At 71.5% G+C, this 20,343-nt stretch carries 19 protein-coding genes and 1 tRNA gene; 14 read left to right on the forward strand and 6 right to left on the reverse strand.

Translation table 11 applies throughout. The features are described 5' to 3' along the window. The first annotated feature begins 63 nt into the window (after positions 1–63). Positions 64–447 (forward strand): winged helix-turn-helix transcriptional regulator, encoded by a 384-nt coding sequence (locus tag BM342_RS13820; RefSeq protein WP_092967197.1) that lies wholly within the window; start codon positions 64–66, stop codon positions 445–447. A 27-nt stretch (positions 448–474) separates the two neighbouring features. Here BM342_RS13820 and BM342_RS13825 read toward each other — a convergent pair whose 3' ends face one another. Then, positions 475–1,047, reverse strand: a complete 573-nt coding sequence (locus BM342_RS13825) for a TetR/AcrR family transcriptional regulator (protein ID WP_092967199.1) — start codon at positions 1,045–1,047, stop codon at positions 475–477. A gap of 165 nt (positions 1,048–1,212) precedes the next feature. On the opposite strand from BM342_RS13825, the gene BM342_RS13830 reads away from it, so the two are divergent. The 8 genes from BM342_RS13830 (at position 1,213) to BM342_RS13865 (ending at position 10,765) form a co-directional block, all read left to right on the forward strand. Next, positions 1,213–2,877 carry a CocE/NonD family hydrolase gene (locus BM342_RS13830; RefSeq protein ID WP_255368810.1) on the forward strand — a complete coding sequence of 555 codons (1,665 nt, stop codon included), beginning with the start codon at positions 1,213–1,215 and terminating at the stop codon, positions 2,875–2,877. Beyond that, positions 2,874–3,347 carry a DUF3237 domain-containing protein gene (locus BM342_RS13835; protein WP_255368811.1) on the forward strand — a complete coding sequence of 158 codons (474 nt, stop codon included), beginning with the start codon at positions 2,874–2,876 and terminating at the stop codon, positions 3,345–3,347. The genes BM342_RS13830 and BM342_RS13835 overlap by 4 nt, the downstream gene beginning before the upstream one ends. Before the next feature lie 71 nt (positions 3,348–3,418). After that, positions 3,419–5,068, forward strand: a complete 1,650-nt coding sequence (locus BM342_RS13840; protein ID WP_092967202.1) for an ABC transporter substrate-binding protein — start codon at positions 3,419–3,421, stop codon at positions 5,066–5,068. A 16-nt stretch (positions 5,069–5,084) separates the two neighbouring features. Further along, positions 5,085–6,038, forward strand: coding sequence for an ABC transporter permease (locus tag BM342_RS13845; protein ID WP_255368812.1), 954 nt, complete (start codon positions 5,085–5,087; stop codon positions 6,036–6,038). Next, a complete protein-coding gene (locus tag BM342_RS13850) occupies positions 6,035–6,898 on the forward strand; it encodes an ABC transporter permease (RefSeq protein ID WP_092967206.1) in 864 nt (287 codons plus the stop codon). Before BM342_RS13845 ends, BM342_RS13850 begins: the two co-directional genes overlap by 4 nt. After that, a complete protein-coding gene (nikE, locus tag BM342_RS13855) occupies positions 6,895–8,580 on the forward strand; it encodes a nickel ABC transporter ATP-binding protein NikE (protein WP_092967208.1) in 1,686 nt (561 codons plus the stop codon). Before BM342_RS13850 ends, nikE begins: the two co-directional genes overlap by 4 nt. A gap of 5 nt (positions 8,581–8,585) precedes the next feature. Next, positions 8,586–9,068, forward strand: a complete 483-nt coding sequence (locus BM342_RS13860) for a DUF3237 domain-containing protein (protein ID WP_092968622.1) — start codon at positions 8,586–8,588, stop codon at positions 9,066–9,068. Positions 9,069–9,112: 44 nt separating this feature from the next. Beyond that, on the forward strand, positions 9,113–10,765 hold the full coding sequence (locus tag BM342_RS13865) for an amidohydrolase (RefSeq protein WP_092967210.1): 1,653 nt from the start codon (positions 9,113–9,115) through the stop codon (positions 10,763–10,765). A 131-nt stretch (positions 10,766–10,896) separates the two neighbouring features. Here BM342_RS13865 and BM342_RS13870 read toward each other — a convergent pair. Beyond that, positions 10,897–10,968: transfer RNA gene (locus BM342_RS13870), tRNA-Gly, on the reverse strand. 102 nt (positions 10,969–11,070) lie between these two features. Beyond that, complete coding sequence (gene ppk2 / locus BM342_RS13875; RefSeq protein ID WP_092967212.1) at positions 11,071–11,898, reverse strand: polyphosphate kinase 2; 828 nt, start codon at positions 11,896–11,898, stop codon at positions 11,071–11,073. A 173-nt stretch (positions 11,899–12,071) separates the two neighbouring features. Here ppk2 and BM342_RS19975 point away from each other — a divergent pair, with 173 nt between their 5' ends. Further along, on the forward strand, positions 12,072–13,241 hold the full coding sequence (locus BM342_RS19975; protein WP_177232198.1) for a DUF2207 domain-containing protein: 1,170 nt from the start codon (positions 12,072–12,074) through the stop codon (positions 13,239–13,241). Between the two features lie 9 nt (positions 13,242–13,250). Here the strand turns inward: BM342_RS19975 and BM342_RS13885 are convergent, their stop codons facing one another. Continuing rightward, on the reverse strand, positions 13,251–14,858 hold the full coding sequence (locus BM342_RS13885; RefSeq protein ID WP_218154947.1) for a glycosyltransferase family 39 protein: 1,608 nt from the start codon (positions 14,856–14,858) through the stop codon (positions 13,251–13,253). Between the two features lie 95 nt (positions 14,859–14,953). On the opposite strand from BM342_RS13885, the gene BM342_RS13890 reads away from it, so the two are divergent. Beyond that, positions 14,954–15,667 carry a M23 family metallopeptidase gene (locus BM342_RS13890; RefSeq protein ID WP_092967214.1) on the forward strand — a complete coding sequence of 238 codons (714 nt, stop codon included), beginning with the start codon at positions 14,954–14,956 and terminating at the stop codon, positions 15,665–15,667. 12 nt (positions 15,668–15,679) lie between these two features. Here the strand turns inward: BM342_RS13890 and BM342_RS13895 are convergent, their stop codons facing one another. After that, positions 15,680–16,624, reverse strand: a complete 945-nt coding sequence (locus tag BM342_RS13895; RefSeq protein WP_092967216.1) for a DUF1254 domain-containing protein — start codon at positions 16,622–16,624, stop codon at positions 15,680–15,682. Between the two features lie 103 nt (positions 16,625–16,727). Between BM342_RS13895 and BM342_RS13900 the strand changes: the two genes are divergently transcribed. From BM342_RS13900 to BM342_RS13910, 3 genes are all read left to right on the forward strand, one after another. Next, positions 16,728–17,192, forward strand: a complete 465-nt coding sequence (locus tag BM342_RS13900; protein WP_177232199.1) for a pyridoxamine 5'-phosphate oxidase family protein — start codon at positions 16,728–16,730, stop codon at positions 17,190–17,192. A 396-nt stretch (positions 17,193–17,588) separates the two neighbouring features. Beyond that, positions 17,589–18,755, forward strand: coding sequence for an RtcB family protein (locus BM342_RS13905; RefSeq protein ID WP_092967218.1), 1,167 nt, complete (start codon positions 17,589–17,591; stop codon positions 18,753–18,755). A gap of 140 nt (positions 18,756–18,895) precedes the next feature. Beyond that, positions 18,896–19,375 (forward strand): VOC family protein, encoded by a 480-nt coding sequence (locus tag BM342_RS13910; protein ID WP_177232200.1) that lies wholly within the window; start codon positions 18,896–18,898, stop codon positions 19,373–19,375. A 61-nt stretch (positions 19,376–19,436) separates the two neighbouring features. Here the strand turns inward: BM342_RS13910 and BM342_RS13915 are convergent, their stop codons facing one another. Further along, entirely contained in the window at positions 19,437–20,309 is an 873-nt protein-coding gene (locus BM342_RS13915) for an NAD-dependent epimerase/dehydratase family protein (protein WP_092968628.1), read from the reverse strand. Positions 20,310–20,343: the final 34 nt, after the last annotated feature.

Below are 20,343 nucleotides of genomic sequence, written 5' to 3' on the forward strand. Positions count from 1 at the left end.
AACGGGCTCGAACCCGCGGTACATTCCCGATCGGAGGTACCCACTTTGAAGTAAGCTACCCACATGACGGTAAGTCTTGCGGAGATCCGGCGATCGTCCGGAGAGGTCTTCACCGAGGGCTGCCCGACTCGGGTGGTGCTCGATCACATCATGAGCAAGTGGGGCGTGCTCGTCTTGCTCGCGCTCACCGACGGCACGCATCGCTGGGGCGAGCTGCGTCGAGAGGTGCAGGGCATCAGCGAGAAGATGCTCGCCTCGACGCTGCGCACGCTCGAGTCCGACGGCCTGGTCGTGCGCACCTCGTACCCCGAGGTGCCGCCGCGCGTCGAGTACGCGCTGACCGATCTCGGCCACGAGCTCATGCAGCAGATGCTGCCGCTCGTGCAGTGGGTCGCCGTGCATGCGGGCGACATCGTGCCCGAGGGCGGGGTCCGTCCGGTCGCGTAGGTCGGTCGGGCGCGCGCTCGGCGAGGCTCAGAGCGTCGCGAGCAATGCGTCGACCGCTGCACGCGAGCGGACCACCCGCGACGGGTCTGCGTCGAAGTCGCCGAGGAAGACGGTGCCCAGCGCCGAGCTGAGGATGCCGTAGGCCGCGGTCGTGCACGCGTCGGTCGCGGCGTCGGGCCTCGCCCGTGCGACCAGTCCTGCGAGTTGCACGCGCGTGGCCGTATACGCGGTGGTCAGGACCGCGGCGATCTCGGGCGTGACGCGCGCGAGTTCGACGAGGCCGAGCACGACGGCGTTCTCCCGGTCAGGCGAGCTGAACACGGGGCCGAAGAGGTAGTCGAGCGCTCCGGTCAGGTCGTCGACCCCGCCCGGCAGTATCGAGCCGACCTCGCCGCTCTCGTCGGCGAAGACGGCGGTCGCGGTGTCGAGGAGGAGCCGGTCGCGGTTGCCGACGAAGTGCCGCACGTGGCCGCGCGACATGCCGGCTGCATCGGCGATGCGGTCGAGCGTCGTGCCGTGGATGCCGTGCTCGGCGATCGTCGTCATCGTCGCATCGATGATCTGCTCGCGGCGTTCTGCGGCGACGGACGGTCGTGCCAACGCGGCTCCTCTCGTGCGGTCGGCTGGGCGGTCGGGCCGACTGCAGCCGAGTGTAACGGTCCGATTAATTCTAGTCTAGTCAGACTTGACTAACTACTGAACGGAACCGTAGCGTGACCGTCACGTCGCACCCGAGCCGGGTCCGGCGCCGTGAGAGGAGCGATCTTGCCCGACATCCTGCGCGTCCCGCCCGCGCCCGAGAGCCCGGCCTCGTTCCCGGCGCGCGTCCGCATGCGCGATGGCGTCCGGCTGGCCGCCGACGTCTACCTGCCAGGTGCGCCGGACGGCGGCGACGATTCGCCGGGCGACACGATCCTGATCCGCCTGCCCTACGACAAGTCGGGTGAGTACACGTTCATCCCCGCCATCGCCCGGTACTTCTCGCAGCACGGCTACCGCGTGGTCGCGCAGGACGTGCGCGGCAAGTTCCGCTCCGAAGGCGACGCCCTGCTCTTCGTGAACGAGGTCGACGACGGCTACGACACGATCGAGTGGATCACCCGGCAGGCGTGGTCGAACGGCCGCGTCGCGATGTGGGGCGACAGCTACTACGGCTACACGCAGTGGGCGGCCGCCGCGAGCGGTCATCCGGCCCTCAAGGCGATCTCGCCGCGGGTGACGGGCACGGGGCTCGGCGAGCCGGTGCGCACCGAACCGAGCGGGCGCTCGCGCCGGGTCGAGTGGGGCGTGACGTACCTGTACCCGCTCACGCAGTTCTTCGAGAACGACGCCCTGCACTGGGAACCCGACTGGTCGCGCCGCGACTTCGCCGCGCAGGCCGAGGAGTTCATGGCCGAGGTCGGCGCCCGCGGACTCTCCTACGACCAGTGGTACCCCAACCCAGTGCTGCTGCCCCGGTTCCCGAACGGCGACCCGTTCGCCGGTCGCTCGGTGCCGGTGCTGCACACCATCGGCTGGTGGGACAACTGCGCGCCGCTCTCGTGGGCCGACGTCGACGAGATCACCCGGCATCCGAACTGGGATGCCCACCATCACCTGCGCATCGAGTCGATCGACCACGAGAGCTTCCGGCTCGACGAGCCCGACGAGGATCGCAGCTTCGACCGCAGCGACGCCCAGATCGTGGAGCTGCTGCCGCGCACCCTCGACCCCGCGATCGCGTTCTTCGAGGTGTTCGTGCGCGGCAACGGCCAGGCCGCCGACCTGCCGAAGGTGGAGTGGAACCTCGCCGGCACCGACCAGATGCGCACGAGCGCGAGCTGGCCCCCGGCGGGGGTGCGCAGCGTCACCCTCCGTGCGACCGCCGACGGTGCGCTCGGCGACCGCCCCGAGTCGGAGACGACCCTCGAGTGGACGCACGACCCGGCCGACCTCGTGCCCTCGAGCGTCGACGACGCGTTCGCGTTCCTGCTCACCCGCCCCGACGAGGCCCCGCTCGGCGAGCGCGGCGACGTGCTGCGCTTCGACTCGGCGGTGCTCTCGGCCGACGTCGACCTCGTCGGCCCGGTCTCGGCACGGGCGCTCGTGGCATCCGACGGCCCGGTCATGGACCTGTTCGTTCGGCTGCTCGACGTCGCGCCCGACGGCACGGCGCTGCGGATCGCACGGGGCCAGCGCCAGCTGCTCGATGCGACCGAGCCCGGCGTGCTCGACGTCGACCTGGGGCAGCTCGGCTACCGCCTGCGCGCGGGACACCGGCTGAGGGTGCACGTGTCGAGCAGCGACTACCCCGAGTTCCTGCCGCAGCCGGGCACCGGAGCCGACCCGTGGACCTGGGGCGAGACCCGCTCCAATCGCCAGCGCCTCGTCGTCGGCGGTGCCGACGGCCTCGCGATCACCCTCACCGTCCTCGAAGGAGACCTGCCGTGACAAACGCACCCATGCAACCGCGACTCGAGTTCGTCTTCGAGATCCGCGCGACCGTCGACCCCGACCTGCACATCGGCCGCGGCGGCGACGAACGGCTCTCGTTCACCCCGATCTCCGGCGGCAGCGTCGCCGGCCCGCGCCTGAACGGCGAGGTGCTCGCTGGCGGCGGCGACTGGGCCGTCGAACGCTCCGGCACCGCGCAGCTCGAGGCGAGGTACCTGGTCCGCGCGGGCGACGGCGCGGTCATCGACATCCTGAACCGCGGGTACTTCCGGGCGACGCCCGACATCCTGCGTCGGATGGATGCGGGCGAGGACGTCCCGGAGGACGAGCCTGGCCTCTACTTCCGAACCGCACCCGTGTTCCAGACGGATGCCCCGCAGCACCGCTGGCTCGCCGAGCACCAGTTCGTCGGGCTCGCCCGCGACGAGGACGGCCAGGTCTGCATCCGCGTGTTCCTCCTCGCCTGAGCCGGAGCGCACCCCCAACCCACCCCCGCACCATCTCACCCCGACGCACCACCGACGAACGGAACATCACCATGAAACGAACTGGACTCGCAGCGGGCGCCGTCGCCTGCGCGGCGATGCTCGCACTGTCCGGCTGCACTCCCCGCGACGGGGCCGACGTCGACGCGGAGGCCTCGGCGATCACGCTCGTCGACTCGCTGCCCGCGGCGACCACGACCGTCGACGAGGTCACCTGGGCCATCGTCGAAGGAGAACCCGCGACGCTCAACCCCGCGGCATCCGCGAACCTCATCATCCCGAACCTCTGCGACAACCTGCTGTCGCTGCAGCCCGACTTCTCGGTGCAGGCCGGCGTCGCCGAGAGCGCGGAGTTCGTCGATCCCGTCACCTTCGTGATCACGCTGCGCGACGACGTGACGTTCTGGGACGGCAGCCCCGTGACCGCCGACGACGTCGCCTACAGCCTGCAGCAGAACCTGGACCCGGCATCGCAGTGGTACGGGGCGTTCGCGCTGGTCGTGCCCGACCCCGCCGCGGGCATCGTCGCGACCGCGCCGAACGAGGTCACCGTGCACTTCATCGCGCCCGACTCGACGTTCCGCGACGCGCTCGCAGGGCAGGGCGGCGCCGTGATGCAGCGGGCGTTCGGCGAGGCCGCGGGCGATGCGCTCGGCACGCCCGAGGGCGGACTCATGTGCTCGGGCCCGTACGAGCTCGCGCCCGGCGGATGGAAGCCGGGCAGCGAGATCACGACCACCGCGAACGAGCAGTACTGGAACGGCGCCCCGCTCGTGAAGACCCTGACGTACACGTTCGTGAACGACAGCTCCACGCTCGCCACGGCGCTCACCCAGGGCGAGATCGACGGCGCCATCAACGTCTCGCCGGGCTCCCGGGCCGTCTACGAGGGCGACGGCGCCGGAACCCTGACGGTCGGGCATTCGACCGCGTCGTACAGCTTCGGCCCGGCCTCCGACACCGGAGCGGGCGCGAACCCGAAGATCCGCGAGGCGCTGAGCCTCGCCATCGACCGCGACCAGTACCTCGCGACCGTCGCCAACGGCCTCGGATACGTGCAGAAGACGATCGTGCCCGAGTTCTCGTTCCAGTCGATGACGGAGGCGTCGATCTACCAGGCGGGCTACGACGCCCTCCCCGCGCCGAAGGTCGACCTCGAGGCCGCGAAGGCGCTCGTCGCCGAGAGCGGCGAAGACGTGAGCGAGCCGCTCGTCGTCGCGGTGCCCGCCGGCGCCAAGGAGTTCCAGCAGACGGCGGCCATCATGCAGAGCGCCGCGAAGCAGATCGGCCTCGACCTCGAGATCGACGAGATGCAGGCGTCGGACTTCGGCGCGCTGTTCTACGACCCGAGCAAGCGCGACGGCATCGACTTCGTCGCGACGCAGGGCTACCTCGAGACCCCGGGCGTGCTCGGCTACCCGTCGCTGTTCATGCTGCCGCCCGACCGGGGAGGCGTCTTCAACTGGAGCGGATACGACGACCCCGACGTGACCGAGCACCTGCTCGCCGCGCGCAACGCGACCGACCCTGCGACCGCCGCCGACGAGTTCGTCGCCGCGCAGGAGATCTTCGCGCAGGACTTCCTGCAGGTCACGCTCGCGGGCACCTACCAGTTGACCTACCTGAACGACGCCCTCACCGGGGTCACGACCTCGGTCGCCGCGTACAGCAGCCCCTGGGCTCTGCACCTCGGCGGCAAGTGAGACGAAGGACCGACCCGTGAGCCCCCTCACCCGAATGCTGCTCGAGCGGCTCGGCGGCATGCTGCTGACGCTGTTCCTGGCGAGCGTCGTGATCTACTCGGCCGTGCTGCTCACGGGCGACCCGATCGCGGCGCTCGCCGGCGGAGCGAAGCCGACCCCCGAGCTCCTCGAGCAGATCCGGGCCGAGTACCACCTCGACGATCCCGTCTGGGCGCGGTACTGGCAGTGGCTGACCTCGGCGGTGCAGGGCGACTTCGGCCGGTCCTTCGTCTACAAGACCGACGTCATGACGCTCGTCGGCCCGCGGTTCGGCATCACGCTGCAACTCGTGCTGCTCACGGTGCTCGTCATCCTCGTCTTCGGGGTCGGATCGGGCGTCATCGCCGCCATGCGAGGGGGAGCCGTCGACCGCACGGTCGCCGTGCTCACCTCGCTCGGCATGGCCCTGCCCACGTTCGTCGTCGCGATCCTCCTGATCTGGATCTTCGCGAAGACGCTCGGGTGGTTCCCGGTCTACGGCGAGGGCGACGAGGGCTGGGATCGCTTCTGGCACCTCGTGCTCCCGGCGATCTCGCTCGCGGTGCTGTTCATCGCCTACATCAGCCGGGTCACGCGCAGCTCGCTGGTCGCGCAGCTGCAGTCGGAGCACGTCGACACGGCGAGGGTGCGCGGCATCCCGCGGTCCCGCATCTTCGGCGTGCACGTGTTCCGCAACGCCTCGCCGCAGATCCTCGCGATCACGGGCACCACGGTCGCGGGACTGTTCGCGGCGTCGGCGATCGCCGAGGTGGCGTTCGGGCTCGGCGGCATCGGGTCGCTGCTCGTGCAGGCGGCCGCCAGGGCCGACCTCCCGGTCGTGCAGATCGTGTCGCTGCTGCTCGTCACGATCTTCGTCGTGCTGAACGCGGCCACCGACCTCTGGAGCGCACTCATCGACCCGACCAGCGTCGGCGGAAGGAGCAGGGCATGAGCGTCGTGCAGCTCGCGAACGGCTCGGTGCCCATCGCGGCCAGGCGTGCGGCGAAGCGGGACGGGGTGTTCCTCGGCGCCCTCGTCGTGTTCGGCCTCGTCGCAATCGCGTCGGCCATCGGGCCGTGGATCGCCCCCTACGACGCGACCGAGCTCTACGTCGGGCCGGTGAACGGCCCATCGAGCCTCGCCCACCCCTTCGGCACCGACGACGTGGGCCGCGACATCCTGTCGCGCGTGCTCGTGGGCGGCGCGGCGAGCGTCTTCGCGCCGATCGCGGTCGTGCTGCTCTCGACGATCGCGGGGCTCGGGCTGGCGCTCGCCGCGGCCTGGTTCGGCGGCTGGGTGAGCGGCGGCATCGCCCGGCTCGTCGACGTGATCTTCGCCATTCCGGGCATCGTCATCGCGGTGCTCGCCGTGGCGGTGTTCGGCAAGGGGCTGCTCGCCCCGGTCGTCGCGCTGTCGATCGCGTACATCCCGATCGTCGCGCGGCTGACCCGCACGGCGGCGTCGCGCGAGCTCGGCAAGCCGTACATGGCGGCCCTCCAGGTGCAGGGCGTCTCGAGCCTCGCGATGTGCTTCCGTCACCTCGTGCCGGCGATCGTGCCCGTCGTCGCGGCGCAGACCGCGGTCGGGTTCGGCTACGCGATGCTCGACCTGTCGGCCATCTCGTACCTGGGCCTCGGGCAGCAGCCGCCCGCGCCCGACTGGGGGTCGATGATCGCCGCAGGCCAGGCGGGCATCCTCGCGGGTGCGCCCGAGCAGTCCGTCTACCCGGCGATCCTGGTCGTCGTCACCGTGCTCGCCGTCGGCATCATCGGGGCGAGAGTCACCACCTGGGCCGAGGAGAAGGAACGATGACCCACCCGATTCTCGAGATCGACGGTCTCGACGTCTTCGCGCCCGCGCCGACCGGGCCGCGGCAGCTCGTCTTCGCGAGCTCGCTCGAGGTCGCGAGAGGCGAGGCCGTCGGTCTCGTGGGCGAGTCCGGCTCGGGCAAGACGCTCACCGTGCGCGCCGTGGCCGGGCTGCTGCCCGACGGCTTCACGACGGGTGGCACCATCCGCATCGACGGGCAGGATGTCGCGGCGATGGGCCGGCGCGAGGTGCGCGACCTTCGGGCGCGCCGACTCGGCATGGTGTTCCAGACGCCGCGGGCCCACCTCAACCCGCTCCGCACGATCGGCGACTTCATGACCGAGGCGCTCGTGCACGTCGCGGGTGCGACGCCCGCCGCTGCGAACCGTCGGGCGCTCGAACTGCTCGACGAGGTCGGCATCGGCGACCCCGCGCGTCGACTGCGCCAGTACCCGGCCGAACTCTCGGGCGGGCTGTTGCAGCGCGTGATGATCGCGGCGACGCTCGCCATGGACCCAGAGATCCTGCTGGCCGACGAGATCACCACTGCGCTCGACGTGACCACCCAGGAGGAGGTCATGGCGGTCATCGCCGACCTGCGACGGCATCGCGAGCTCTCGATGCTGTTCATCACGCACGACCTCGCGCTCGCGGGTGCCGTATGCGACCGGGTGAACGTCATGCAGCACGGCCGCATCGTCGAGACCCTCGGCGCGAAGACGATGCGAACCGAGGCCCGTGAGGAATACACGAAGGTGCTCATGGCGGCCTCGCTCGCCGAGGCCGCACCGATCGCCCCGACGGCCGAGACGGGGCATCCGATGGTGCGCATCGAGCACGTGCGCAAGACCTACCGGGTGCGCAGCGCGGGGCGGGGCAAGGAGACCCTCGTCGCGGTCGACGACCTCTCGCTCGAGCTCCGCCCCGGCGGATCGCTCGGCATCGTGGGGGAGTCGGGGTCGGGCAAGACGACCGCCGCGCGCATCCTGGTCGGACTGGAGCGGGCCGACGCCGGGGTCGTGACGGTCGACGGCGAGGACTGGAGCCGCCCTGCGCGGAGCGGCACGGAACGCCGCGCCCGGGCGAAGCTCGCGCAGATGGTCTTCCAGGACCCGTACCAGTCGCTCGACCGCCGGCAGACCGTGCGGCAGTGCCTCGTCGAGGCGATCCGCGTGCACCGGCCGCGCGAGTCCAGGGCCGACCTCGACCGTCGCGTCCGTGAGCTCATGGGGCACGTGCGGCTCGCCGAGGCGCTCCTCGACCAGCGGCCGCGCGCCCTGTCGGGCGGGCAGCGGCAGCGCGTGGCCATCGCCCGGGCGTTGGCGGCCGATCCCGCCCTGCTCGTGCTCGACGAGGCGGTCTCGGCGCTCGACGTCACGACGCAGGTCGAGATCCTGACGCTCCTCGACGGCATCCGCCGCGAGACCGGCGTCGCCCTGCTCATGATCACGCACGACCTCACGGTCATCCGTCGGCTCTGCGACCACGTCATCGTGATGCGCCAGGGCCGCATCGAAGAGCAGGGCACCGCCGAGACCATCCTCGATGCACCCCAGGCCGAGTACACGCGATTGCTCCTCGACTCGATCCCGCGGGCAGGATGGAGTCCTCGCCGCCGTCGGCTGGGGCGCACGGCGTCGCTGGCGACGGTCACCCGCAGCACCCAGACCCCGAACGGACGGTGAACGACATGACAGCCGAACCGCTGATGCAGCCCGAGTTCGAGTACTGCTTCGAACTGCGGTGCCGGGTCGAGGACCCGGTGCCGCTGGGCGGGCGCGAACCCGGCGAGGGCCTGCACTTCGCCCGGGTCTCGGGCGGCACGTTCGACGGCCCCCTGCTGCGGGGCACCGTGCTCGACGGCGGCGGCGACTGGTGGGACGCCCGCGGCCTCACGGTGAAGCTCGACGCCCGCTACGTGATCGGGGCGGAGGTGTCGGATGGCGCTGCCGGCGTCGAGGTCGTCAACCGCGGCGTCTGGCGCACCGACCCCGAGACGTACGAGCGGATGCTGGCGGGCGAGCCGGTCGACGAACGCGAGCTCTACTACCGCACGGCGTTCCGGTTCCGCACCGGGCATCCCGAGCTGGAGTGGCTGACCGCCTCGCAGTTCATCGGATACGCCAGGGCCGAGCCCGGCTTCGTGGTCATCCGGGTGTTCCGGTTGATCTGACCCGCATCCGACAAGCCGACCCCTATACGAGAAGAAGGAACCCCATGACCCAGACCACCGAACTCGTCATCGTGAACGGCCGGGTCTTCGACGGCAAGGTGCGCACCGACCACACCGCGGTCGCGATCTCGGATGGTCGCATCGTGCGCGTCGGCTCCGACGACCTGGTGCTCGCGCTGCGAGGTGCAGGCACCCGCGTGGTCGACGCCGCCGGCGGTGCCATCCATCCCGGCTTCGTCGACGCCCACGCGCACGCGGTGTTCGCCGGCGTCGAGCGCCTGAGCATCGACCTGACCCCGGCGGCGAGCGTCGACGAGACGCTCGACCTCATCCGCGCCGGCGCCGCGCGCACCTCGGCCGAGTGGATCACGGGCGGCGGCTGGAGCCACGAGCTCTTCCCGGCACCGACCCGGCAGCAGCTCGACGCGATCGTGCCCGACCGCCCCGTGGCGCTCAGCGATGCCGGGCACCACACGCTGTGGGTGAACTCGAGGGCGCTCGAGCTCGCCGGCATCGACCGGCTCACGCCCCAGCCGCACAACGGGCACATCCACGTCGACGAGCACGGCGACCCCACCGGATACCTCAACGAGACGGCCGCCGAACTCGTGGGGCGGGTCGTCCCTCCGTCGACTGACGACGAGATGTACGCCGGGCTCCTGAATGCGCAGGACTACCTGTGGTCGATCGGCGTGACCGGCTGGCACGAGGCCATCCTGGGCGAGTACAACGGCAAGGCAGACGGCACGCCGGCGTACCTCCGCGCCATCGCCGACGGCACCCTGCCGAGTGAGGCGTCCGGCGCGCTCTGGGTCGCGCCGGGGCTGCGCGTCGACGAGGTGCCGGCCCTCGTGGAGCGGTTCGTCGACCTCCGCGAGCGCAACGCCGCGGCGGGATTCGCCACCTCGACCGCCAAGGCCATGATCGACGGCGTGCCGCACGGCGAGACGGCCGCGCTCCTCGAGCCGTACTGCACGCACGCCGACGACGGGTTCGCCGGCGAGCTGCACTTCGAGGAGGACGCCATCCGTGCGTTCGTCGGTGCACTGGATGCCGCGGGCTTCGCCCTGCACCTGCACATCATGGGGGACCGCGGCATCCGCGTCGCCCTCGATGCGATCGAGCAGGCACGTGCGACGAACGGGCATGGGCCGCGGCACCACATCGCCCACCTCTCGATGGTGCAGCCCGACGACGCGAGGCGGTTCGGCCCGCTGGGCGTCACCGCGAACATCCAGGGGCTGTGGGCCGCTCCCGACCCGTACGTCGTCTCGATGATCGGCGAGGAGCGCATGCTCGGCGGCTACCCGTTCAGGACGATGGTCGACGGCGGCGCCGAGCTCGCCATGGGATCCGACTGGCCGGTCTCGCCCGCCGACCCGTGGCTGGCGATCCACGTGGTCGTGAACCGGTGGGCTCCGCTGCCTCCGGGTGTCGAGGTGCCGCCCCTCCCGGCGGGCGCGATGCCGCCGACGCTCGATGCCGAGCACCAGTCGCTGAGCCTCCAGCAGGCGTTCGCGGCCTACACGAGCGGGTCGAGCTCGCTCGTGCTCGGGCGCGCGGGTCGCATCCGCGTGGGCGAGCGCGCCGACCTGGCGGTCGCGACCGCCGATCCGTTCGACCTGCCCGTCGGCGAGCTCGCCTCGGTGCAGACGGCCGTGACCGTCGTCGGCGGCGGGGTCGTCTTCGAGCGCTGAGCGGATGCCGCGTCGGTGCGTCTGCCCGACCGGCGCACCGCCGCGTCGGCGCGACCGCCGCGCCGGCGTGACCGCGCGCCGAGAACGACGAAGGCGGGCTCCCGACCGGGAGCCCGCCTTCGCGTGTACTGAGCGGATGACGAGATTCGAACTCGCGACCCTCACCTTGGCAAGGTGATGCGCTACCACTGCGCCACATCCGCGTTGCCCGCGTTTCCGCTTGCTCTACGAGACTACCCCACTGCGGGCGGACTCGTTGACAGGTGCGATGCCCGGCCGGGCGCGACCGGGTGATCCGGCGGGAATCAGTCCGCCTTCGCGCGCCGTTCCGCGATCTCGACCTGGTGGCTCTGCACGACCTCGGCCGCGTAGTCGGGCACGAGGTTCGCCCACTCGCGGGGAGGCCGCTCGTAGCCGCCGGCGTCGGGCCGCGGCGGGATCGTGATCGTCTCGCGCTCGACCGGCTGGTACGGGATCTTCGAGAGCAGGTGGTGGATCATGTTGATGCGCGAGGTGCGCTTGTCGTCGCTCTCGATCTCGAACCAGGGGGCTTCGGAGATGTCGGTGTTCGCGAACATCGCGTCCTTCGCGCGCGAGTAGTCCTCCCACTTCGTGATCGAGAGCACGTCGTTCGGGCTGAGCTTCCAGCGGCGCATGGGGTCTTCGAGGCGGGAGCGGAACCGTTCCTCCTGCACGACATCCGACACGCTGAACCAGTACTTCAGCAGGATGATGCCGTCTTCGACGAGCATGCGCTCGAAGATCGGCGCCTGGTGCAGGAACCGGTGGTACTCCTCGTTCGTGCAGTAGCCCATGACGCGCTCGACGCCGGCCCGGTTGTACCAGGAGCGGTCCATGAGCACGATCTCGCCCGCCGCGGGCAGGTGCGGCACGTACCGCTGGAAGTACCAGCGCGTCTTGTCGCGCACGCTCGGCGTGGGCAGTGCGACGATGCGCGTGACGCGCGGGTTGAGGTACTCGGAGACGCGCTTGATCGTCGAACCCTTACCCGCGGCATCCCGCCCCTCGAAGATCACGACGATGCGCGCGCCGGACGCCTGCACCCAGGCCTGCATGTCGACGAGCTTCGCCTGCAGGTCCTTCAGCTCGCGTTCGTAGAGTTTCTTGGGCATCCGCTTGGTCATCGTCGAACCTCCTGCGCTGAAGCCTATGTCGACGGATGCCGCGGCGCGCCGAACCGCCGTTGCTCGCAGCCCGAACCATCCGAAGCCGCGTCATCTGCACCGCGCCTGTCGCGCGTCGGCCGGATCTGTCGGCCGAGTGTTCCCGGGAGTACCCTGCGCGCATGGGATTCGCCGCCATCGCGCTGCCGCTCCTCTCGTTCGTCGCCGCACTGACCGCGGCGCTGGCCGTGGGCTCGATCGTGATCGCCTGGCTTCGCCCGCCCAGCGAGGACCTGTTCACCGCGACCGATCCGCTCACGGTCGGCCTCGGCGCCGTCGCGTTCGTGTCGGGCGCAACGGCGGTGCGCTGGCTGGCGGCAGCGGTCGTGCAGCTGGCCGTCGAGGGCATGCTCGTCATCCGCGACGAGCGCGGGGCAGGCGAGCACGGGCATCCGTCGGCGCGCCGGGTGCACCTCGGACTGGTGTCCGGCGATCCGCGCGTCGCCGGAGCGGTCGGCGACGAACGCGCCTTCGCCGACGGCCTGATCATCGCGGTCTTCTCTCCGGGGAACACCGGCGGCTCGACGCAGTTGCATCCGGGCGCCATGGTCGACATCGACCGGGTCGTCGAGGGGAACTCCCTGTTGCGTTCCGTCACGCGCGACCGCTTCGACGATGCGGCCCTCACCTATCGCGAGCCGCGTCCCGGCCTGCGACTGCGCGTGGCGACGATCGCCGGTGTGCTCGGCCTCGTGTTCGGCCTGCTCGCGCTGACCACCGACGAGACGGCGCAGTCCCTCGCGTGGAGCTCGATCGGCATCGCGGTGCTCGCGCTCGCCGTGCGAGCGGTGCTGCCGAGGTTCATCCCGTTGAATGCGGCCGGCATTCGGCTGCGCGAACGTTCGAACGAACTGCGGGCGTCGGTCGGCGAGGCGAAGGGTTCGGCCGAGGAGCTGCTGCCATGGGCCGTGCTGTTCGACGAGGCATCCCCCATCGAGGGCTACGCCGAGCGAGCCGCTGCCCTTGGCCGTCCGCCGGCCTGGTATCACAGCACCGTCTCCTTCTCGGCCGAGCGCTTCACGTCGTGCCTGGGCGTGCTCGCCGCGGAGCTCTCGCAGCCGATCCGCATCGCCGGAGGCCTGCTCGCCCGCGGTGACGACTCCAGGTTCGGGCTGCCGCTCATGCAGGACACGAAGGGGTTCGGCGGCGGCTACCTCGCGGGCGGCGAGCCCGGCGGGTGGGGAAGCGGCGGGTACGACGGGGGCGGAGGGTTCGACGGCGGAGGATTCGACGGAGGGGGCGGCTTCGACGGGGGCGGCTTCGGCGGTGGCGACGGGGGCGGCGGCAACTGACGCGACCTCTCAGCTGAGGTGCGCGAGCCGCGGCCAGAGCTCGTCCCAGCCGGTGATGCGGTCCGTGCAGAGCGTGATCGGCACGTCCTGCTCCTCGTTGTCGACGTCGAGCCCGTTGTCGAGGCGCGCGAGGGTCGTGCACGCGGCGAAGTCGCCGGCCACCCGACGCCACAGCTCGCCGACGAAGACGACATCGGTCGCGGCATCCGACGTCCTGGCCTGGAACCAGAGGGCGTTGTGCCCGCTGTAGACGGCATCCGGGTCGAGTCCGTGGTCGGGCCCGTAGCGCGCGACGGCGCCGGCCTCGCCGTAGTTCGAGGTGATGACGACCGGGTCGGCCGCGGCATCCTGGATCGTGCCGTCGCGCGCGCCGTCGACGACGACCGCGACCTGCGCGACGTAGGTCGGCCAGCCGATCGTGTCGCCGACGGTCTGGTTCATGGCGGCGAACGGGCTCGCGCCCACGAGGGCGAGTGGCAGCAGCGGCAGCGCGATGAGTGCCGAGACGACCCCGTTCAGTGCGATTCCGGCCCAGACGAGCGCGGCCCGGCCGCGGGTGCGCATCCACTCGGCGGTGGGCACGGCGCCGAGCGCCAGCAGCACCTCGACCAGGCCCACGGGATAGTACGGCTGCGCGCCGCCGACGATGGTCGCGAGCACGACGACGGCGAACGCCACGGCGAACAGGCGGATCGGCCACCACGCCGGGCGCCGGAACAACCCGACGAGCCCGGCGATCCAGATCGGCACGAGCGGCGGCCCTGCGAGCAGCAACAGGAACGGCAGGGTGAGCAGGCGTCCCTCGCCGTCCGAGTCGGCTGCGAGCGCGGCGCCCATGCGCAGCTGCGGCAGGTCGTTCATCGCCTGGTACGCGAGGTTCGGCAGGGCCACGACGACGGCGATGCCGACCCCGGCCCAGAGCCACCCCGAGTGCAGCACCCGCCACGGCCCGACCGCGAGCAGCCCGATGCCGATGCCGGCGACGAGCAGCACGACCAGCAGCTTGTTGTACGTGGCAAGACCCGTGACGAGGCCGACGGCGAGCCACCACCGGCCGGCACCACGAGCGTCGTCGCGCAGCAGCGCCCGCATCGCGAACAGCGCGACGAGCGGCCAGACCACGAGGTCGATCGACGCCGTGAGCAGCACGTGCCCGAACACCATCGGGAACGAGGCGGATGCCGCGGCCCACGCCGCGACCGCCTGCGCGCGCCTGCCGCCGCCCGCCTCCCGGGCGATGAGCGCGAGCACGAGCACCGCGGCGACCGCGGCGAGGATCGCCGGAATGCGCAGCGCCCAGGGTTCGTCGACGACCGACGTGATCGTGCGCGCGAGCCACGGCGTGAACGGCGGCTGGTCGACGTAGCCCCACGCCGGATCGAGCATGCGGAAGTACAGCTCGTCGCGGTGGAACCCGTACCACTGGCTCGTCGCCGCAAGCAGCACCGCGAGCGCGGCCATGGCGGCGAAGACGGGTGCGCGCGCGAGCGGTTCGAGGGCGTCGACCCGAGGGCGGTCGGCGCGGGCGCGAGGCTCGTCAGGGGCATCGCTGATGCCGCGAGCCGGCGCCCCGCCCGACGGTCGCGTCGGTGCGTGCCCGCCCGCGGCATCCGACATGCGGCTCACCCTAGCGGCGACTCCGCCTGCCCGCGAGGTGCGGATCCGCCCCGCGGCGGAGGCGGCCCGCTGCCCGCACCGGTAGCGTGCCGCGCATGCATGACGAGTTGCGCGACGCGATCGTGGTCGACTTCCCGCTGCGGGGTGAGGGCTGGATGGCCGTCACCACGCCCGCGCACCGGGTGCCGAGCCACGGCACAGACATGCTCGGGCAGCGGTTCGCGTACGACTTCGTCAAGGTCGACGGTCGACGCGGGGTGCACGTGCATCCGGCGTCGGCATGGCAGACCGAGACCGTCGGCGGACGCGCTCGTGATTGCTACGCGTGGGGCCAGCCGGTGCACGCGCCGTTCGCGGGCGAGGTCGTCGCGACCTCCGACGGCCTGGCCGAGCGCGAGTGGGTGAACCCGTTCCGGGAGTTCTTCCTCGCGACGCGCAATGCGTTCACGTTCACGCCCGAGAAGCTCGGGTCGATCCTCGGCAACCACGTGCTGATCCGCGGCGAGGTCGACCTCGTCGGCGGTCGCGGCAGGCGCGAGGTCTTCGCGGGCTTCGCGCACCTCGTGCCAGGGTCGGTGGCCGTGACATCCGGTCAGCGGGTCGATGTCGGCGACGTGCTCGGCCGCGTCGGGCACACGGGCAACTCGACGTCGCCGCACCTGCACTTCCAGCTCATGGACGGGCCCGACCTCATGACGGCGAAGGGCCTGCCCTGCGCGTTCCGGGCGTACGAGGTCGAGCGCGACGGCGCGTGGCATCCGGTGGCCGACGGCGTGCCCGGGCGGCGCGAGCGGGTGCGCTCGGTCTGAGCGCCGCTCGACCTACGCGACCGGCGCGACCGCCGGGAACGTCCAGCTGCCGTCGACGACCTCGGGGTGCGGGCGGTAGTACCGCACGAGGTAGTTCCAGCCCTCGGCGATGCCGAGGCGGTTCGGGCGGCCGTCATCGGGCCCGCCGAAGTGGATCGTCACGGTGCCGTCGTCGTTGCGATCGGCGGTGACGCTGTTGACGTTGACCAGGCCGCCGTCGACCTCCTCGAAGTAGCCGTCGGCGTTGTAGAGCGACACCGACCAGAAGGCGTCGGTCGGCACGTCGCCCACGGTGAGCGCGTACGCGCCGACGGGCAGGCCGGGTTCGACGTTCGCGTAGAAGGCCTCGGACTCGGGCAGTCCGCCCCAGCCCGCGGCCGTGCCGATGAGGTGGCGCACGGGGTCGACCTCGTCGGCCGCGCCGAACGCGTGGGCGAAGCCGCCGATGCCGCGCGCGAGGGTGAGCAGCGCGGTGCGCGTCTCGTCGAAGCTCGCGGTGTCGTAGTCGGGCAGCACGAACGGCTCGGATGCGCCCGCCTCGACGGCGAACCCGTCCTGCACGGCGTTGGCTGCGGCGACATCCGCTCGGTCGGCGGGGTCGACGAGCACGCGCGCCGCGAGCAGCACGTACCGCGAGCCGAGATCGTCGGCGTGCAACCGGTGGTCGCCGGCCTCGTGCAGCACGAGCGGGATGTAGTGGTCCTGGTTGACGACCATGACCGACAGGTAGCGGTCGCCCGCCTCGGGGATCGTGAGGGTCGCGCCGGCCGATGCGTCGAGCAGGTACGTGCTGTAGAGCGTGTCGCGGTTCTGCCGGATCACGGGCTGCTGGTCGAGCGGCGTCGGTTCGCGGAAGTGCTTCCAGAGGCCGACGCCTCCGGCGTTCGCGGCGAGGGCCGCGAACATGCGGCTCGTCTCGGCGTGTGCGAAGTTGTCGACGTCGACGTGCTCGGCCATCGGTGGTTCCCCCCGGATCGTGAACGGTAGCGAGGATCAGCCTATTGCCGCCGCGCCGGTCGTGCCCCGAGCGCTCGCGACGCCGTCTGGTAGCCATGGAGGCATGGCCACCGATGCAGCTTCGTCGCCCGTGGCGACCTCCGCCCAGCGGATCCTCGATTCGAACGCCTACCTGACCCTCGCCACGGCTGATGCCGACGGCCGTCCTTGGGCCACACCCGTCTGGTTCGCCGTGCGCGACCTGCGCGAGTTCGTCTGGGTGTCGCGCCCCACGCGCCGGCACTCCGAGAACATCGGCGCGCGGGCCGAGGTCGCGCTCGCCGTGTACGACTCGACGACGCCCGTCGGCGAGGCCACCGCGGTGTATGCCGAGGCGCTCGCCGAGCCCGTTCCCGAGGATGCGCTCGACGACGCGCTGGCGGTCCTGAACGCCGGCTGCGAGGCGTCGGGCCTTCGGCCGTGGGCCATCGGCAGCGTCACCGGGGCCGCGCCGCATCGCCTGTTCCACGCGATCGCGTCGAAGGTGTGGGTGCTCGACGAGCGCGAGGACCGCGTTCCGGTCTTCTGAGCGAGCGGATGCCGCGCCTCGGCGTCCGCCCGCGAAGTCGCCGCTCGATGCGGCTGCGAAGAAGATCATTGACCCCGCGGCATCCGCACCACTAGTGTCCGAAGGCTGCGCAGTCCGCGCGGCATCCCCGCAGCCTGGAAGGAAGGTCGGCCATGAGCACGCAGCTGCAGCGCCTGAGCAAGCCCGCCTTCGTCGAGCCCGCATACGGGCCGCGCATCACGCGCGACCTGAATCGCGAACTCGACCAGGCTCTCGAGCCGGCACCCTGACGCCGCGGCATCCGCCGTTCTCCGTCACCCCGTGCCGCTCGAGGCCCGGGGTGTTTTCTTGTCCGCGCGCGCGACGAGACCCTCGGGCCCTCGGAATCACGCAGTGCAACCAGACAAGGAAAGGACCATGGAGAAGTACTCCGACCGGCTCGTCTCATGGGCGAGCCTGATCGATGAGAAGACCGTCGAGCAGGCCCGCACGTCGTCGACCATGCCGTTCATCTACCCGCACCTCGCGCTCATGCCCGACGCCCACCTGGGTCTCGGCGCGACCGTGGGGTCGGTCATCCCGACGCTCGGGGCGATCATCCCCGCGGCCGTCGGCGTCGACATCGGCTGCGGCATGATCGCCGTGCAGACGCAGTTCGAGGCATCCGACCTCCCGACCGACCGGCGGGAGGTGCGGGAGCAGATCGAGCGCGCCATCCCGCTCTCGGCCGGACGCCAGAACCGCAAGGTCGTCGCGACCGCCGCGCCCAGGGTGGCCGAGCTCGAGGCGCTCGCCGAGGCGAAGGGCTTCGACCCCTCGAAGTACGCGGGCAACTGGCGCGAGCAGCTCGGCACGCTCGGCAGCGGCAACCACTTCATCGAGGTCTCGCTCGACGAGGAGGGCCGGGTGTGGCTGTTCCTGCACTCGGGCAGCCGGGGCGTGGGCAACAAGATCGCGCAGCACCACATCGGAGTCGCCAGGCGGCTCGCGAAGCAGTGGTGGATCGACCTGCCCCACCCTGACCTCGCCTACCTCGTCGAGGGTTCGCCCGAGTTCACGACGTACATCCGGGAGCTGCGCTGGGCGCAGCACTTCGCGCTCCTCAACCGCGAGGAGATGATGGACCGCGTGATCCGGCAGGTGTCGGAGTGGGTCGGCACGCCCGTCGAGGAGCGGGCGCGCATCAACTGCCACCACAACTTCACCGAGAGCGAGGAGCACTTCGGCAAGCGGGTGTGGGTGTCGCGCAAGGGCGCCATCCAGGCGGATGTCGGTCGGCTCGGCCTCGTGCCGGGGTCGATGGGCACGGCGTCGTACGTCGTCGAGGGTCTCGGCGACCCGATGTCGCTGAACTCGTCGCCGCACGGCGCCGGGCGGGAGTACTCGCGCACGAAGGCCCGGCAGACCTTCACGCACGAGCAGCTGCGCGAGGCGATGGTCGGCATCGAGTTCCGCGACACCGACGCGTTCCTCGACGAGATCCCGCAGGCCTACAAGCCCATCGACCGGGTCATGGCCGACGCCGCGTCGCTCGTGAAGGTGCGGCACACGCTGCGCCAGATCGTGAACGTGAAGGGCGACTAGGCCGTTCGGGTCGGGCCGGCTCGGCTCGGGTCAGCTCGGTTCGGCGGATGTCGCGGCTCGCACGCTCCGGGAGTGTGCGAGCCGTGGCATCCGCCCGTGCGTGGCGGTACCGTCGAGGCACCGTAAGCGAAGGAGCACTCATGCCCACGACTGCCATGACCTGCCTGCTCATCGAGGGGCCGCTCGACGAGATGGCCGAGTTCTACGCCTCGCTGGTGCCCGACTCGGCCGTGCTGAGCGTCGAGCGGTGGCCCGAGGGCTCCGAGCGGGAGGGCGAGCCGCTCGCCGTCGACTTCACGGTGGCGGGCGCCCGGTTCCAACTCATCGCGGGCGGCCCGGATGTCGCGCTCACGCGGGTCGTCTCGATCAAGCTCGAGGTCGACACCCAGGCCGAGGTCGATCGGCTGTGGGATGCGCTGCTCGCCGACGGCGGCGAACCCAGTCAGTGCGGCTGGCTCACCGACCGCTACGGCCTTTCGTGGCAGCTCATCCCGCGCGGCTTCACCGAGCTCATGTCCACGACGGATGCCGCGCTGAAGCAGGAGCTCTTCGCCGCCATGCTCACGATGAGCAAGCTCGAGATGCCGGTCTTCGACGCGATCGCCGCCGGTCGCAGCTGACGTCGGATGCAGAGCCCGGTCTGCTCGTGCGACCGGGCTCGATCGCGCGGCCGCCCTGCCGCTACCAGGTGCCGCCGAGCGGATGCGCCTCGTCGGTGAAGGCGCCGCCGACCGGCCCGCTCGACGCGGGCGGCGAAGCCTCGAAGCCGCGCGCGCGGACGATCGCGAACGCGTCGTCGCGCGGTTCGAAGCCGATGGCGCGGCCGGCCGTGAGGTCGCAGACGCCGGGGGAGTTCGCCGAGACGCCCCAGACGATGTGGTGCCGGCCGTCGTCGAGCGCGAGCGCGGCCTCGACGAGTCGGGCCGCATCGCCGGGTGAGAACCAGTGCGCGAGCCCATGGCTCGGATCGGGCTCGGCCGCGAACGCGCAGATGCGCGCCGACACGATGCTGAGTCCGTACCGATCCGCGTAGACGCTGCCGAGCGCCTCGACGGCGGCCTTGCTCACGCCGTAGAACGTGTCGGGTCGCGGCACGAGCACGGGGGTCACGGCGACGTCGGCGACATCCGCGAATCCGACCGCGTGCACGCTGCTCGCGAGCAGCACCCGCGTCGCACCGCCGAGCCGCGCGGCCTCGAGCACGCGCTGGGTGCCGTCGATGTTGGCGTGCAGGATCTCGGCCCACGGGCGCTCCGACGACTGCGCGGCGAGGTGCACCGCGGCGTCGACCCCGTCGAGCGCCGAGCGGATGCCGCGCTCATCGTCGATGGACACCCGCCGCAGTTCGACGCGGTCGGCGAGGTCGGCCAAGCCGGCCGGGTCCGTACCGCGGGACGCCTTGCCCCACGGCCCGTCGGCGACCCGGTCGGGCAGCTCGGTGTCGATGAGTCGCAGCACCCGGCCGGGGCGGTCGAGCAGCGGCACGAGGTGTCGGCCGATTCGTCCGGACGCGCCGGTGATCGCCACGATGTCGGGTTGGGCGGGCTGAGGCATACCGACGATCATGGAGCGCCGCCGGAGGTTTGTC

It is taken from the genome of Agromyces sp. CF514 (assembly GCF_900113185.1).
GTDB lineage: Bacteria > Actinomycetota > Actinomycetes > Actinomycetales > Microbacteriaceae > Agromyces.